Genomic DNA, 13,452 nt, shown 5'->3' on the forward strand with positions numbered 1-13,452 from the left:
CTCTCCCTTCCCTGATTACCAGACGTAGGCGAGGACTTCCCCACCTACGCCCTTCTTGTTCGCCTGGCGGTCGGTCAGCAGACCCTGGCTCGTCGAGATGATCGCGACGCCGAGGCCGCCGAGCACCTTCGGGAGACCGGTGTGCTTCGCGTAGACACGCAGACCGGGCTTGCTGATGCGGCGTACGCCGGCAATCGAGCGCTCACGGTTGCGGCCGTACTTGAGGGTGATCGACAGGGTCTTGCCGACCTGGCCCTCGGTGGGCTCCAGCACCTCGTACTTGGTGATGTAGCCCTCCTGCTGGAGGATCTCAGCGACGCCCTGCTTCAGCTTGCTGTACGGCATCGAAACCGCATCGTGGTACGCCTGGTTGGCGTTACGCAGACGAGTGAGCATGTCTGCGATCGGGTCAGTCATCGTCATTGGCCGAACGGCCCTTTCTCGTAGTGGTTTCCTCACGACACCAAGTCATGAGGACCTTCAACGTCAGTGGTTGGAACGGTGATCGGGCGAAGCCCCGTGAATCGAGCTTGTCGAGATCACCAGGAGGACTTGGTGACGCCGGGCAGCTCGCCCCGGTGGGCCATCTCGCGCAGGCAGATTCGGCACAGGCCGAACTTGCGGAACACAGCCTTCGGGCGGCCGCAGCGCTGGCAGCGGGTGTAACCGCGAACCGCAAACTTCGGCTTGCGGGCGGCCTTCACCTTGAGAGCGGTCTTCGCCATCTCAGTTCTCCTTGAACGGGAAGCCGAGCGCCTTGAGCAGCGCGCGACCCTGGTCGTCGTTGGTGGCAGTCGTCACGAGGGTGATGTCCATGCCCCGCGAGCGGTCGATCTTGTCCTGGTTGATCTCGTGGAACATGACCTGCTCGGTGAGACCGAAGGTGTAGTTGCCGTTGCCGTCGAACTGCTTGCCGTTCAGGCCGCGGAAGTCCCTGATGCGGGGCAGCGCGAGCGAGAGCAGGCGGTCGAGGAACTCCCACATGCGGTCGCCGCGCAGCGTGACGTGCGCACCGATCGGCATGCCCTCACGCAGCTTGAACTGCGCGATGGACTTCTTCGCCTTGTTGATCAGCGGCTTCTGGCCGGTGATCGCGGTCAGGTCGTTGACAGCGCCCTCGATCAGCTTGGAGTCGCGAGCAGCCTCGCCCACACCCATGTTGACGACGATCTTGGTCAGACCGGGGATCTGCATGACATTCGGGATCTCGAACTCGGCCTGCAGGGCCGGGGCGATCTCCTCGCGGTACTTCGTCTTGAGGCGCGGGGCCACAGCGGTGTCGGTCATGATCAGATGTCCTTACCGGTCTTGCGCGAGATGCGAACGCTGCGCTCGGCGGCGTACGTCGACCCGTCGGGGCGACGCTTCTGGACCGTCTCACGGCGGAAGCCGACGCGAACCGGCTCGCCACCCTCGAGCAGCTGGACGTTGGAAACGTGGATCGGGGCCTCGGTGTTCACGATGCCGCCGGTGGTGCCGGCGCGGCCGCCCTGGTCCTGGACCTTGGTGTGCTTCTTGACGAGGTTGATGCCCTCGACGATCACACGGTCCTCCTGGGTGAGGACAGCGATCACCTTGCCGGAGCCGCCCTTGTCCTTACCAGCGATCACCTTGACGGTGTCGCCCTTCTTGATGTGCGAGCGACCCATCACAGCACCTCCGGCGCAAGCGAGATGATCTTCATGAACTTCTTGTCGCGCAGCTCGCGGCCGACCGGGCCGAAGATGCGGGTGCCTCGCGGCTCGCCGTCGTTCTTGAGAATGACGGCGGCGTTCTCGTCGAAGCGGATGTACGAGCCGTCAGCGCGGCGGCGCTCCTTGACGGTGCGCACGATGACGGCCTTGACGACGTCACCCTTCTTCACGTTGCCACCGGGGATAGCGTCCTTGACGGTGGCGACGATGGTGTCGCCGATGCCGGCGTAGCGACGACCGGAACCACCGAGCACACGAATGCAAAGGATCTCCTTCGCACCAGTGTTGTCGGCGACCTTGAGTCGCGACTCCTGCTGGATCATTACTTCTCCTTGTCGAGCTGGTTCTCAACCGCATCCAGGGCGGTCGAGCCTTGCCGAACGTAATGGGATTTGATGGGCACAGGCCCAGCGAACAATGGTCGCTGGACCTGCGCCCTTTGGTCAATTTGGCGATGCTTGAACAAGCACAGCGTCGCCAGTCGGATCCGTCTCTTACGAGACGAGGATCACTTGGCGCGCTCGACGACCTCGACGAGGCGCCACCGCTTGGTGGCGGACAGCGGCCGGGTCTCCATGACCAGGACGCGGTCGCCGATGCCGGCGGTGTTCTGCTCGTCGTGAGCCTTGAGCTTGCTGCTGCGGCGCATGACCTTGCCGTAGAGCGGGTGCTTCACGCGGTCCTCGACCTCGACGACGATGGTCTTGTCCATCTTGTCGCTGACGACGAGGCCCTCGCGGACCTTGCGCGTGTTGCGCTCGGTGCCCTCGGTGGGCTCTGCCTGGGTGGACTCAGTAGCCATCTCAGGCCTCCTCAGTGGTCTCGGCACCCGGGGCCACGCGGATGCCGAGCTCGCGCTCACGCACCACGGTGTAGATCCGGGCGATGTCCTTCTTGACGGTGCGGAGCCGACCGTGGCTCTCCAGCTGGCCGGTGGCCGCCTGGAACCGGAGGTTGAACAGCTCCTCCTTCGCCTCGCGCAACTTCGCCTCGAGGTCGACGTCGGTGAGCTCGTCCAGCTCGAACGCCTGCAGGGAGTTAGCCATCAGAACTCACCAGCCTCTCGCGTGATGAAACGGCACTTCATGGGCAGCTTGTGGATCGCGCGGCGCATCGCCTCGCGGGCCGTGGTCTCGTCGACACCGGAGAGCTCGAACATGACGCGGCCCGGCTTGACGTTGGCAACCCACCACTCGGGCGAACCCTTACCGGAACCCATGCGGGTCTCAGCAGGCTTCTTGGTCAGCGGGACGTCGGGGTAGATGTTGATCCACACCTTGCCGCCTCGCTTGATGTGACGAGTCATCGCGATACGCGCTGCCTCGATCTGGCGGTTGGTCACGTAGTGACCCTCGATCGCCTGGATGCCGTATTCACCGAAGGCCAGCTTCGTGCCACCCTTGGCCACGCCAGTGCGCTTCGGGTGGTGCTGCTTGCGGTGCTTGACGCGACGGGGCATCAGCATGGGTCAGCCCTCCTGGGACGTGGTCTCGGCGGCGGGAGCCTCAGCGGCAGCCGGCGCCTCAGTCTTCGCCGCGCGGTCAGCGCGGTTCGGGCGGTCACCACGGGAGCCACGCGACGGACGGTCGCCGCGGCCACCGCGACGGTCGTTGCCACCGCGACCCGGGACGCCCGCACGGGCGGCCTGGGCGGCCTGACGCTCGGCGCGCGATCCGGAGACCTCGCCCTTGTAGATCCAGACCTTCACGCCGATGCGGCCGAAGGTCGTGCGGGCCTCGTAGAAGCCGTAGTCGATGTCCGCGCGAAGGGTGTGCAGCGGCACGCGACCCTCGCGGTAGAACTCGGTACGCGACATCTCAGCGCCGTTCAGACGACCCGAGCACTGGATCCGGATGCCCTTGGCACCGGAGCGCATGGTGGTCTGCATGGCCTTACGCATCGCGCGACGGAACTGCACGCGACCGCTGAGCTGCTCGGCGACACCCTGGGCGACCAGCTGAGCGTCGACCTCGGGGTTCTTGACCTCGAGGATGTTCAGCTGAACCTGCTTGCCGGTGAGCTTCTCCAGCTCGGTGCGGAGGCGGTCGGCCTCGGCGCCGCGGCGACCGATGACGATGCCGGGACGCGCGGTGTGGATGTCCACACGGACGCGGTCACGGGTGCGCTCGATCTCGACCTTGGAGATGCCGGCCCGCTCCATGCCCTTGCTGAGCAGCTTGCGGATCTTGACGTCCTCGCCGACGTACTCCTTGTACTGCTTGTCGGCGTACCAACGCGACTTGTGGTCGGTCGAGATGCCCAGGCGGAAGCCGTTCGGGTTGATCTTCTGACCCATTACTTCTTACCGCCCTTCTCGACGACGTCGGCCGGCTGCACGACCAGGGTGATGTGCGAGGTCCGCTTGTTGATGCGGGTCGCACGACCCTGGGCGCGGGGGCGCCAGCGCTTCATGGTCGGACCTTCGTCGACCATGGCGACCGAGACGACGAGGTCGTCACGGTCCAGACCCTCGGTCGACACCGCGTTGGCGATGGCGCTCTCGAGAACCTTGTAAACAGTCTCGGAGGCTGCCTGCGGCGCGAACTGCAGCAGGGACAGAGCCTCGTCGACGGGCAGACCGCGGACCAGGTCGACGACGCGGCGTGCCTTCAGCGGGGTGATCCGCACGAAGCGGGCACTCGCGAAGGCACCCGGCTGGTCGCCGAGCAGGGAGTCGCGGCGGGCGCTGATGCGCTGCCGTTCGGTGGTGGTCATCGACGGCGTCCCTTCCGGTCGTCCTTGATGTGACCCTTGAACGTGCGGGTCGGGGCGAACTCGCCCAGCTTGTGACCGACCATCGAGTCGGACACGAAGACCGGGACGTGCTTGCGACCGTCGTGCACCGCGATGGTGTGACCGATCATCTCGGGCACGATCATCGAGCGGCGCGACCAGGTCTTGATCACGTTGTGAGTCCCCTTCTCGTTCTCGGCGTCGACCTTCTTCTGAAGGTGATCGTCGATGAAGGGGCCCTTCTTCAGGCTGCGAGGCATTGCTTACTTCCTACCCTTCCCGCTCTTACGGCGGCGGATGATCTGCGAGTCAGAGGCCTTGCGCTTACGCGTACGGCCCTCGGGCTTACCCCAGGGGCTGACCGGGTGACGGCCACCGGAGGTCTTACCCTCACCACCACCGTGCGGGTGGTCGACCGGGTTCATGACGACACCGCGGACGGTCGGGCGAACGCCCTTCCACCGCATACGGCCGGCCTTACCCCAGTTGATGTTGGACTGCTCGGCGTTGCCGACCTGGCCGACGGTGGCGCGGCAGCGCACGTCGACGAAGCGCATCTCACCCGAAGGCATGCGGAGCGTGGCCTTGGAGCCCTCACGAGCGACCAGCTGGGCGCTCATGCCGGCGGAGCGGGCGATCTTCGCGCCGCCACCGGGACGCAGCTCAACATTGTGGATGGTGGTACCAACCGGGATGTTGCGCAGCGGGAGGTTGTTGCCGGGCTTGATGTCGGCGGTGGGACCGGACTCCACGACAGTGCCCTGGCTGACGCCGACGGGCGCGAGGATGTAGCGCTTCTCGCCGTCGAAGTAGTGCAGCAGGGCGATGCGGGCGGTGCGGTTCGGGTCGTACTCGATGTGAGCGACCTTGGCCGGCACGCCGTCCTTGTCGTAGCGACGGAAGTCGATGATCCGGTACGCACGCTTGTGACCGCCACCCTTGTGCCGGGTGGTGATCCGACCCTGGTTGTTGCGGCCACCGTTCTTGGGCAGCGGAACCGTCAGGGACTTCTCCGGCGTGGTCCGAGTGATCTCGGCGAAGTCGGCCACCGACGAGCCACGACGGCCCGGGGTAGTCGGCTTGTACTTACGAATAGCCATGTTCAGTCAGTCCTTCTCACGCGCCGAAGATGTCGATGCGGTCGCCCTCAGCCAGGGAGACGATCGCGCGCTTGGTGTCGGGGCGCTTGCCCAGGCCGTAACGAGTACGACGGGCCTTGCCCTTGCGGTTGATCGTGTTGACCGAGGTCACCTTGACGTCGAACACCTTCTCGACCGCGATCTTGATCTCGGTCTTGTTCGCGTCGGGGCGAACGATGAAGGTGTACTTGTTCTGGTCGAGGAGGCCGTAGCTCTTCTCGGAGACCACCGGCGCGATCAAAATGTCGCGGGGGTCGTAGTGCAGCGTGCTCACTTGTTAGCCTCCTCGTCAGACTCAGCCTTCTTCTTGCCGGCCTCGACGAAACCAGCCGCGGTAGCGTCCTCGGCGGACTTGAAGTAGAACTCCGCCTTGGTGGACTCGTACCAACGGCCGCCCGGGGCGTGGAACTTCTTGTCCTTGCCCTTGACGTTGCCCTTGATGTCGAAGCCCTCGGGAGCCGAGCCGTCCTCGAGCGGCGCGACAGCACCTTCGGGGAGGTCGATCTCCTTGGCGGGCTCGACAGCAGCCTCCTTGATCGCGTCCTTCTCGACCTCACCGATGGTGACGGTCTCCTTGGCGGCGACGACCGGCTTGCCCGAGATGAAGACCTCGAAGGCCGGCTTGGAGAAGACAACGTCGTCGGAGACGAGGACGTCGTAGGTGTTGAGCTGGTCGGCCCAGAGCAGGTGCACCTCAGGGGCGTTGCGCAGGCTCAGCGCGGCGACGTCCTCGGAGCGGTCCAGGACGACGAGGTAACGCTTGACGTCCGAGATCGCCTTGAGGGCGGTCAGCGCGGTCTTGGTCGAGGGCGCCTCGAGGGCGAACTCGGCCACGTGGATCTGGCCGGCACGAGCCCGGTCGGAGAGGGCACCGCGGAGGGCGGCGGCCTTCATCTTCTTGGGGGTGCGCTGGCTGTAGTCACGCGGCTGCGGGCCGTGGACGATGCCACCACCGGCGAACTGCGGCGCGCGGGTCGAGCCCTGACGGGCGCGACCGGTGCCCTTCTGCTTGTAGGGCTTGCGTCCACCGCCGCGGACCTCGCCGCGGGTCTTGGTGGAGTGCGTGCCCTGGCGCTTAGCGGCCTGCTGCGCGACGACGACCTGGTGGATCAGCGGGATGTTGACCTCAACATCGAAGATCTCAGCCGGGAAGTCGACCTTGACGGTCTTGATAGCCATGATCAGGCCTCCAGCTTCTTAGCAGCCGAGCGGAGGACCACGAGACCACCCTTGGGGCCAGGAATGGCGCCCTTGACCAGGATGAGGCCCTTCTCGGCGTCGACGGCGTGCACGGTCAGGTTCTGGGTGGTGACGGTGTCAGTACCCATGTGACCGGCCATGCGGACGCCCTTGAACACGCGACCCGGGGTGGCGCAGGCGCCGATCGATCCCGGCTTGCGGTGGTTGCGGTGGGCACCGTGGGAGGCACCGACACCGTGGAAGCCGTGACGCTTCATCACACCGGCGAAGCCCTTGCCCTTGGAGGTGCCCGTCACGTCGATCTCCTCGCCGATGGCGAAGGTGTCGACGGGGAGCTCCTGGCCGGCGGAGTACGTCGCGGCGTCGGCGGTGCGGATCTCAGCCAGGTGGCGGCGCGGCGTGGTGCCGGCCTTCTCGAACTGGCCGGCGCCCGGCTTGTTCACCTTGCGGCCGTCGATCTCGCCGTAGCCGATCTGCACGGCGTTGTAGCCGTCGGCCTCGGGGGTGCGGACCTGGGTCACGACGTTGGTGTTCGCCGCGATGACGGTCACGGGGACGACGACGTTGTTCTCGTCCCACAGCTGGGTCATGCCGAGCTTGGTGCCCAGGAGACCCTTCACGTTGCGTTCGATCGTCATGTCGTCAACCTCAGAGCTTGATCTCGATGTCGACACCAGCAGGCAGGTCGAGCCGCATGAGGGAGTCAACAGTCTTCGGGGTCGGGTCGATGATGTCGATGAGGCGCTTGTGGGTGCGCATCTCGAAGTGCTCGCGCGAGTCCTTGTACTTGTGGGGCGAGCGGATGACGCAGTACACGTTCTTCTCGGTCGGCAGCGGCACCGGGCCGGCGACCTTGGCACCCGTACGGGTGACCGTGTCCACGATCTTTCGCGCCGAGGTGTCGATCACCTCGTGGTCATAGGCCTTGAGCCTGATGCGGATCTTCTGTCCCGCCATCTGTCTCTCTCGTCCTTCTTGGTCAGCGTGCCGCGTGCTACAGGCTTCCTCCGGCTGAGTCGGCCCGGTTGCTCACCTCTGGCTCCGACCCCCGAGGTCGGGCGTGTCGCTTATTCTTCACAAGCGAACGCCGACTTCTCGACGGGACTCTCACCATCAGCTTCACTGGAACCACGCCTTCGGGATGGGCACACGGCGACCACAGACCACATCCGGACAGGCTGATCAGCCTGCTCAGGTGACGCGATTCAGTAGTCAAGGTGTGCGCACCCCAGCGAACAGTTCACTGGAGCAACCAGAGAATCTTGTCACGCGTGCGCAGGTGGCTCCAAATCAACGATGTCGTCTGGGTCGCTCTGAGAGGATGCCCCCAACCGAGCGAGTTCGCCGGTCGTCGCGACGAGGAGCATCCAGATGTCAGGAGTGTGGCCACCCCCACCGGGTGAGCAACCTCAACAGGGCGCGGCGAACCCGTCGACCCCACCCCCGCCGGGCCAGCCGGTGCAGTCCCAACCGGTGCAGTATGTGCAACCGGCGTGGAACCAGCCGCTGCCGCCCGCCCACAAGCCGGGAGCCATCCCGCTGCGCCCGCTGGGCCTCGGCGACATGCTCGACGGCGCCTTCCGGCTCGTACGCTTCAACCCCGGCGCCACGGTCGGCGCCTCGGTCCTCGTGGCAGCGGTCGCGATGGCCATCCCGCTGGGCGTGACCGCGGCGATGACCTTCACCGGCGACAGCCTGGAGTCGTTCGGGACCAGCATCGAGGACCCCGCCTACTCGCCCGGCGGCTCCGAGGTGATCGGCATGCTGGTGGCCTTCGGCTCCTTCTTCCTCGGCTCGGTCCTGCAGGCGATCGGCGCGATCCTGGTGGCCGGGATGATCTCCCACGTCGCCCATGCCGCCGCCATCGGCCGCAAGCTCACCCTCGGCCAGGCGTGGGCGGCGACCCACGGCAGACGCTGGCGCCTGATCGGGCTGGCACTGCTGAGCGGGGTGGCCTTCACCCTGCTCCTGGCGGTCGCGGCGACTCCCGTGGTGGTGCTCTCGCTCGTCGTCGACAGTCCCGTCCCGGCCATCCTGGTCGGCATCCTGATGTTCCTGCTGCTGATCGTGGCCGCCCTCTTCATGACGGTGCGGCTCTACCTGCTCGCGGTGCCGGCACTGATGCTCGAGCGCACCGGCGTCTTCGGTGCGATCGGACGGGCCTGGCAACTGTCGGCGAGACAGTTCTGGCGGCTCTTCGGGATCTGGCTGCTGGCCGCCATCATCGTCGGCTTCGCCTCCCAGATCGTCGCCTTCCCGATCAGCCTGGTCGCCAGCGTCGTGGGCATCGTCCAGCCCGACCTCTACTTCCTCGCGACCATCGCCGGCAGCGCCGTCTCCACCGTGGTCTCCGCAGCGATCGTGACCCCGTTCAGTGGCGCGGTGACCAACCTGCAGTATCTCGACCAGCGCATCCGCAAGGAGTCCTACGAGGTCGAGCTGATGGAGCAGGCCGGGCTGCTGAGCAGATGATCCTCCTCCAACAAACCCCTCCTCTGACGCCGACGTCGGAGGAGGGTCGCTCCTGGCTCCGGCGCGAGCTGGCCGGGCCGGAGTACCACGACCTCGACCTCATCGAGCGGATCCTGCGCTGGATCGAGCGCACCCTGTCCGACGGCCTGCCGTCGGTCGGCGACGTGCCCTGGGCCCAGACCGTCGCCGCGATGGTCGTCTTCGCGGCGCTCCTGGTCGGGATCGGCCTGCTGGTCTCGCGGGCCCGGCGCAGCCCCCGGGTCGCCCGCGACCGCAACGGCGACGTCCTCACCGACGCATCGCTCTCCGCGGCCGCGCTCCGGGCGCGGGCCGAGGCTGCGTACGCCTCGGGGGACCACGGCGCTGCGGTGATCGACGGGTTCCGGGCACTGGCCAGACGACAGGTCGAGCGCGGCCGGCTCGCGGAGGACCCTGGGCTGACCGCGGCCGAGGTCGCGGCGAGCCTGGAGCGGGAGATGTCGCTCGACGGCCGCGCCGGGCGGGCGGCGGAGCTGTTCAACGAGGTGCTCTACGGCGACCATCCCGCCACACGTGAGCAGGCCGAGGGCGTACTCGCTCTCGAGCAGGAGCTGGCGGTGGCGCGATGAGCACGCAGGCCCCGGCGAGCCCGGGCTCGACCGCCGGACGAATGGGCTGGATCCGTCGGCGTCGGCCGATTCTGTTCGTCGCTCTGGCCTTCGTGATCGCAGTCGTGCTGGCGTACATCGCGACGCCGAAGGGCGGGGAGTCCTATGCCGCGTACGACCCCGAGAGCCCCGACCCCGACGGCACCCGAGCGCTGGTCCAGGTGCTCGAGGACCACGGGGTCGAGATCGACATCGTGCGCTCCTCCGAGGCCCTCGACGACACCGAGATCGGGCGGGACACGACGGTCTTCGTGACCGGCACCGACGCTCTCGGCGAGGACACCGCCTTTCGGCTGCGCGAGCGCACGGACGGCGCCGGCGACCTGATCCTGGCCGAGCCCGCGCCCTATGTGTCGGCGATGCTCGGCATCCCCTACGCGGTCGCCCAGACGCCCGAGAAGGTCGAGGCGGGCTGCGACGACCAGCGCTGGGAAGGGCTCAGCATCCAGGCCGATGCGGTCACTGCGTACGACGCCGGCTCCTGCTTCGCGCACGAGGGTGGCGCGGTGCTCGCGCCCGCGGAGGGGCTCACCGTCTGGGGTGCGCCGCAGGTGCTGACCAACGACCAGATCCTGCGAGCGGACAACGCGGCGGTGGCGCTGCGGCTGCTGGGCGAGACCGACCACCTGGTCTGGTACGTCCCCTCCCTCGACGACCTCGCCCCCGACGAGGCCCACTCCCCCAGCTCGTTGCTGCCGCGCTGGATCAACCCCGCCCTGTGGCTCCTGCTGCTCGCGGTCGTCGCCTTCGCCATCGCCCGCGGACGGCGGCTGGGTCCGCTGGCGGTCGAACCGCTGCCGGTCCACGTCCGTGCCGGGGAGACGACGCGCAGCCTGGGCCGGCTCTACCGCCGTTCCGGCGACCGTACGCATGCCGCGGCAACGCTGCGCCAGGCAGCCCGCACCCGCCTCGCCCGGCGACTGCGGCTGGGGCGCGATGCCACCCCGGAGGCCGTCGTACGCGCCGTCGTCCAGCGCACCGGACGACCCGATCTCGAGGTCTCCGCGCTGCTCACCGATGCCCCGATCGAGAACGACCAAGACCTGATCACGCTGGCCAACGCGCTGGCGGCCCTTGAGGAAGAGGTACGACACCCATGACCCAATCCGAGACCATCGCCAACGTGTCGCCCGACGGCGCGCGGGAGCGGCTCACCGCGGTCCGGGCCGAGGTCGCCAAGGCGGTCGTCGGGCAGGACGCCGCGGTCTCCGGGCTGCTGGTCGCGCTGGTGTGCGGCGGCCACGTGCTCATGGAGGGCGTACCCGGCACCGCCAAGACCCTGTTGGTGCGGTCGCTGTCGGCGGCACTCTCGGTGGAGACCCGCCGGGTGCAGTTCACCCCCGATCTGATGCCCGGCGACATCACCGGGTCGATGGTGGTCGAGTCGTCCCACGGCGAGCTCACCTTCCGGGAGGGGCCGGTCTTCACCAACCTGCTCCTGGCCGACGAGATCAACCGCACCCCGCCGAAGACACAGTCGGCGCTGCTCGAGGCGATGGAGGAGGGCCAGGTCTCGGTCGACGGGGTCACCCGCCCGCTGCCGCGTCCGTTCCTGGTGGCCGCGACCCAGAACCCGATCGAGTACGAGGGCGTCTACCCGCTCCCCGAGGCCCAGCTGGACCGGTTCCTGCTCAAGGTCGTCCTCCCGGTGCCCTCGCGCTCCGACGAGGTGCAGATCCTCAACCGGCACGCCTCCGGCTTCGACCCGCGCGACGTCGCCGGTGCCGGTGTTCGTGCGGTGGCGTCCGGCGCCGACATCGAGGCCGCCCGGCAGCACGTCTCGACGGTCCAGGTCTCCCCCGAGGTCACCGGCTACATCGTCGACATCGCCCGTGCCACCCGCGAGTCCCCGTCCCTCTCGGCCGGGGTCTCCCCGCGAGGCGCCACCGCGCTGCTCCGCTCCGCGCGTGCCTGGGCCTGGCTCGCGGGCCGCGACTTCGTGACCCCCGACGACGTGAAGTCGCTCGCCCACGCCACCCTCGCCCACCGCCTGGCCCTGCGCCCCGAGGCCGAGCTCGAGGGCGTCCAGGTGAGCCAGGTCCTCAGCTCCGCCATCGGCGCCGTCCCCGTCCCCCGATGACCACCCCCACCCGATACGACCGGAGCGAGGTCGAGCGGCGAGCTTGCTCGTCCGCTCGCGCCGAGCGAGGGAGTGACCGCGCGCAGCGCGGAGACGTCATTTTCTGGCGCCGAGAAGTCAGTTTTGGGCTCGAGACGTCAGTTCTTACGTGTTGAGGCGGGACTGATGGCGATCACCTGGCGCGTCACGCTTCTGATGCTGGCCGGCATCGTCCCGGTGGTGCTACGCCCGGCCGCGAGCACGGCTGCGGTCTGGATCCTGCTCGTCGTGGTGCTGACACTCCTCGACGTGCTCCTGGCGCCCAAGCCGGCGGCCCTGGAGATCAGCAGGATCCCGCTCCGCGGCATCAGACTGGGCGAGTCGACGACGTCGGAGCTGACGGTCCGCTCCCCCGCTCGCAGCTTCCGGGCGCTGGTGCGCGACGCCTGGCAGCCCACCGCCGGCGCTGTTCGCAACCGGCATCGGATCCGGCTCGGTCGCGGCGACAGCACCAGGCTGAGTACGCCGCTGCAGCCGCGGCGCCGCGGAGATCTGCGCGCGTTGGGCGTGACGGTGAGGGCGTACGGGCCCTTGGGTCTGGGCGCCCGGCAGCGCACGTTCCCGGTGGAGGGCTCGGTGCGGGTGCTGCCCGCCTTCGAGTCGCGCAAGCACCTGCCCTCGCGGCTTCAGCGTCTGCGCGAGCTCGACGGTCGGGCCGCGGTCCGGGTGCGCGGGCAGGGGACGGAGTTCGACTCGCTGAGGGAGTACGTCCGCGGCGACGACATACGCTCCATCGACTGGCGCACCACCGCCCGCTCCCGCACCGTCGTGGTCCGCACCTGGCAGCCGGAGCGGGACCGGCGCGTGGTGCTGGTACTCGACACCTCCCGCACCTCAGCCGGCCGGATCGAGGGCGCCGGCGGCGGGGTGCCACGGCTCGACTCCGCGATGGACGCCGGGCTCCTGCTCGCCGCCATCGCCTCGCGGGCAGGCGACCGGATCGACTTCATCGCCGGCGACCTGCGCGTACGCTCCCGGGTCCGGCTCGCCGGCCAGCGCGACGTCACCCAGCGACTGCAGGAGGCGATGGCCGACCTCGAGCCCATCATCGCCGAAGCCGACTGGTCCAACCTCGCCGGCGCGGTCGCCGGCCTCGGCCGCCATCGTGCGCTCGTGGTGCTGCTGACACCCCTCGACCCGCACGCGATCGAAGAGTCGCTCCTCCCCGTCCTTCCGGTCCTGACCCAGCACCACCGCGTCGTCGTCGCCTCTGTCCGCGACCCCGAGCTCGAGGCCACCGCCGCCTCCCGCGACACCCTCGAGGACGTGTACGCCGCGGCCGCCGCCGAACAGACCCTCCGCCGCCGCGACCACACCGCCGCCATGCTCCGCACCCTCGGCGTCGACATCGTCGACGCCGACGCCGAGTCCCTCCCACCCGCTCTCGCCGACCACTACCTGCAGCTCAAGGCCACCGGTCAGCTCTGAGGTCGGACTAGCATCCTGAC

21 protein-coding genes are annotated in these 13,452 nt (G+C 68.2%); 5 read left to right on the top strand and 16 right to left on the bottom strand.

Going from position 1 to position 13,452, the window contains the following annotated elements; all coding sequences use genetic code 11:
* Window positions 1-15 precede the first annotated feature (15 nt).
* The 16 genes from rpsH to rpsJ all read right to left on the bottom strand — a co-directional run bounded on the left by rpsH (window position 16) and on the right by rpsJ (window position 7,723).
* The gene (gene rpsH / locus ACFWQC_RS12560) at window positions 16-423 is read right to left on the bottom strand and encodes a 30S ribosomal protein S8 (protein ID WP_040755997.1); all 408 of its coding nucleotides are present in this window, start codon (window positions 421-423) and stop codon (window positions 16-18) included.
* A 116-nt stretch (window positions 424-539) separates the two neighbouring features.
* Window positions 540-725, bottom strand: coding sequence for a type Z 30S ribosomal protein S14 (locus ACFWQC_RS12565; protein ID WP_017932844.1), 186 nt, complete (start codon window positions 723-725; stop codon window positions 540-542).
* Window position 726: 1 nt separating this feature from the next.
* On the bottom strand, window positions 727-1,287 hold the full coding sequence (gene rplE, locus ACFWQC_RS12570) for a 50S ribosomal protein L5 (protein ID WP_091052391.1): 561 nt from the start codon (window positions 1,285-1,287) through the stop codon (window positions 727-729).
* A 2-nt stretch (window positions 1,288-1,289) separates the two neighbouring features.
* A complete protein-coding gene (gene rplX, locus ACFWQC_RS12575) occupies window positions 1,290-1,649 on the bottom strand; it encodes a 50S ribosomal protein L24 (protein WP_141806214.1) in 360 nt (119 codons plus the stop codon).
* Window positions 1,649-2,017 carry a 50S ribosomal protein L14 gene (rplN, locus tag ACFWQC_RS12580; protein ID WP_008361015.1) on the bottom strand — a complete coding sequence of 123 codons (369 nt, stop codon included), beginning with the start codon at window positions 2,015-2,017 and terminating at the stop codon, window positions 1,649-1,651. The genes rplX and rplN overlap by 1 nt, the downstream gene beginning before the upstream one ends.
* Window positions 2,018-2,202: 185 nt before the next feature.
* The gene (rpsQ, locus tag ACFWQC_RS12585; RefSeq protein WP_378677871.1) at window positions 2,203-2,496 is read right to left on the bottom strand and encodes a 30S ribosomal protein S17; all 294 of its coding nucleotides are present in this window, start codon (window positions 2,494-2,496) and stop codon (window positions 2,203-2,205) included.
* A gap of 1 nt (window position 2,497) precedes the next feature.
* Complete coding sequence (rpmC, locus tag ACFWQC_RS12590) at window positions 2,498-2,740, bottom strand: 50S ribosomal protein L29 (protein ID WP_292648878.1); 243 nt, start codon at window positions 2,738-2,740, stop codon at window positions 2,498-2,500.
* Entirely contained in the window at window positions 2,740-3,159 is a 420-nt protein-coding gene (gene rplP / locus ACFWQC_RS12595; RefSeq protein WP_141806215.1) for a 50S ribosomal protein L16, read from the bottom strand. Before rplP ends, rpmC begins: the two co-directional genes overlap by 1 nt.
* Before the next feature lie 3 nt (window positions 3,160-3,162).
* Window positions 3,163-3,990: a 30S ribosomal protein S3 gene (rpsC, locus tag ACFWQC_RS12600; protein WP_355017753.1), complete on the bottom strand. Its 828-nt coding sequence runs from the start codon at window positions 3,988-3,990 to the stop codon at window positions 3,163-3,165.
* Window positions 3,990-4,409, bottom strand: a complete 420-nt coding sequence (rplV, locus tag ACFWQC_RS12605) for a 50S ribosomal protein L22 (protein ID WP_091052384.1) — start codon at window positions 4,407-4,409, stop codon at window positions 3,990-3,992. Before rplV ends, rpsC begins: the two co-directional genes overlap by 1 nt.
* Complete coding sequence (rpsS, locus tag ACFWQC_RS12610) at window positions 4,406-4,687, bottom strand: 30S ribosomal protein S19 (protein ID WP_008361004.1); 282 nt, start codon at window positions 4,685-4,687, stop codon at window positions 4,406-4,408. Before rpsS ends, rplV begins: the two co-directional genes overlap by 4 nt.
* A 3-nt stretch (window positions 4,688-4,690) precedes the next feature.
* Window positions 4,691-5,527 carry a 50S ribosomal protein L2 gene (gene rplB / locus ACFWQC_RS12615; protein ID WP_355017752.1) on the bottom strand — a complete coding sequence of 279 codons (837 nt, stop codon included), beginning with the start codon at window positions 5,525-5,527 and terminating at the stop codon, window positions 4,691-4,693.
* Between the two features lie 16 nt (window positions 5,528-5,543).
* Entirely contained in the window at window positions 5,544-5,840 is a 297-nt protein-coding gene (rplW, locus tag ACFWQC_RS12620; protein ID WP_008360999.1) for a 50S ribosomal protein L23, read from the bottom strand.
* The gene (gene rplD / locus ACFWQC_RS12625) at window positions 5,837-6,745 is read right to left on the bottom strand and encodes a 50S ribosomal protein L4 (RefSeq protein WP_378677880.1); all 909 of its coding nucleotides are present in this window, start codon (window positions 6,743-6,745) and stop codon (window positions 5,837-5,839) included. The genes rplW and rplD overlap by 4 nt, the downstream gene beginning before the upstream one ends.
* A gap of 2 nt (window positions 6,746-6,747) precedes the next feature.
* Entirely contained in the window at window positions 6,748-7,404 is a 657-nt protein-coding gene (rplC, locus tag ACFWQC_RS12630) for a 50S ribosomal protein L3 (RefSeq protein ID WP_378677882.1), read from the bottom strand.
* A gap of 10 nt (window positions 7,405-7,414) precedes the next feature.
* Complete coding sequence (gene rpsJ / locus ACFWQC_RS12635; RefSeq protein WP_008360994.1) at window positions 7,415-7,723, bottom strand: 30S ribosomal protein S10; 309 nt, start codon at window positions 7,721-7,723, stop codon at window positions 7,415-7,417.
* A gap of 516 nt (window positions 7,724-8,239) precedes the next feature.
* On the opposite strand from rpsJ, the gene ACFWQC_RS12640 reads away from it, so the two are divergent.
* The 5 genes from ACFWQC_RS12640 (at window position 8,240) to ACFWQC_RS12660 (ending at window position 13,432) form a co-directional block, all read left to right on the top strand.
* Window positions 8,240-9,238, top strand: a complete 999-nt coding sequence (locus ACFWQC_RS12640; RefSeq protein ID WP_378677884.1) for a hypothetical protein — start codon at window positions 8,240-8,242, stop codon at window positions 9,236-9,238.
* Window positions 9,235-9,846: a DUF4129 domain-containing protein gene (locus ACFWQC_RS12645; protein ID WP_378677887.1), complete on the top strand. Its 612-nt coding sequence runs from the start codon at window positions 9,235-9,237 to the stop codon at window positions 9,844-9,846. The genes ACFWQC_RS12640 and ACFWQC_RS12645 overlap by 4 nt, the downstream gene beginning before the upstream one ends.
* Window positions 9,843-10,985, top strand: coding sequence for a DUF4350 domain-containing protein (locus ACFWQC_RS12650; RefSeq protein ID WP_378677890.1), 1,143 nt, complete (start codon window positions 9,843-9,845; stop codon window positions 10,983-10,985). The genes ACFWQC_RS12645 and ACFWQC_RS12650 overlap by 4 nt, the downstream gene beginning before the upstream one ends.
* The gene (locus ACFWQC_RS12655; RefSeq protein ID WP_378677893.1) at window positions 10,982-11,965 is read left to right on the top strand and encodes an AAA family ATPase; all 984 of its coding nucleotides are present in this window, start codon (window positions 10,982-10,984) and stop codon (window positions 11,963-11,965) included. Before ACFWQC_RS12650 ends, ACFWQC_RS12655 begins: the two co-directional genes overlap by 4 nt.
* A gap of 165 nt (window positions 11,966-12,130) precedes the next feature.
* Window positions 12,131-13,432 carry a DUF58 domain-containing protein gene (locus ACFWQC_RS12660; RefSeq protein ID WP_378677896.1) on the top strand — a complete coding sequence of 434 codons (1,302 nt, stop codon included), beginning with the start codon at window positions 12,131-12,133 and terminating at the stop codon, window positions 13,430-13,432.
* The last annotated feature ends 20 nt before the right edge of the window (window positions 13,433-13,452 follow it).

Source organism: Nocardioides sp. NPDC058538 (genome assembly GCF_042719275.1).
GTDB lineage: Bacteria > Actinomycetota > Actinomycetes > Propionibacteriales > Nocardioidaceae > Nocardioides.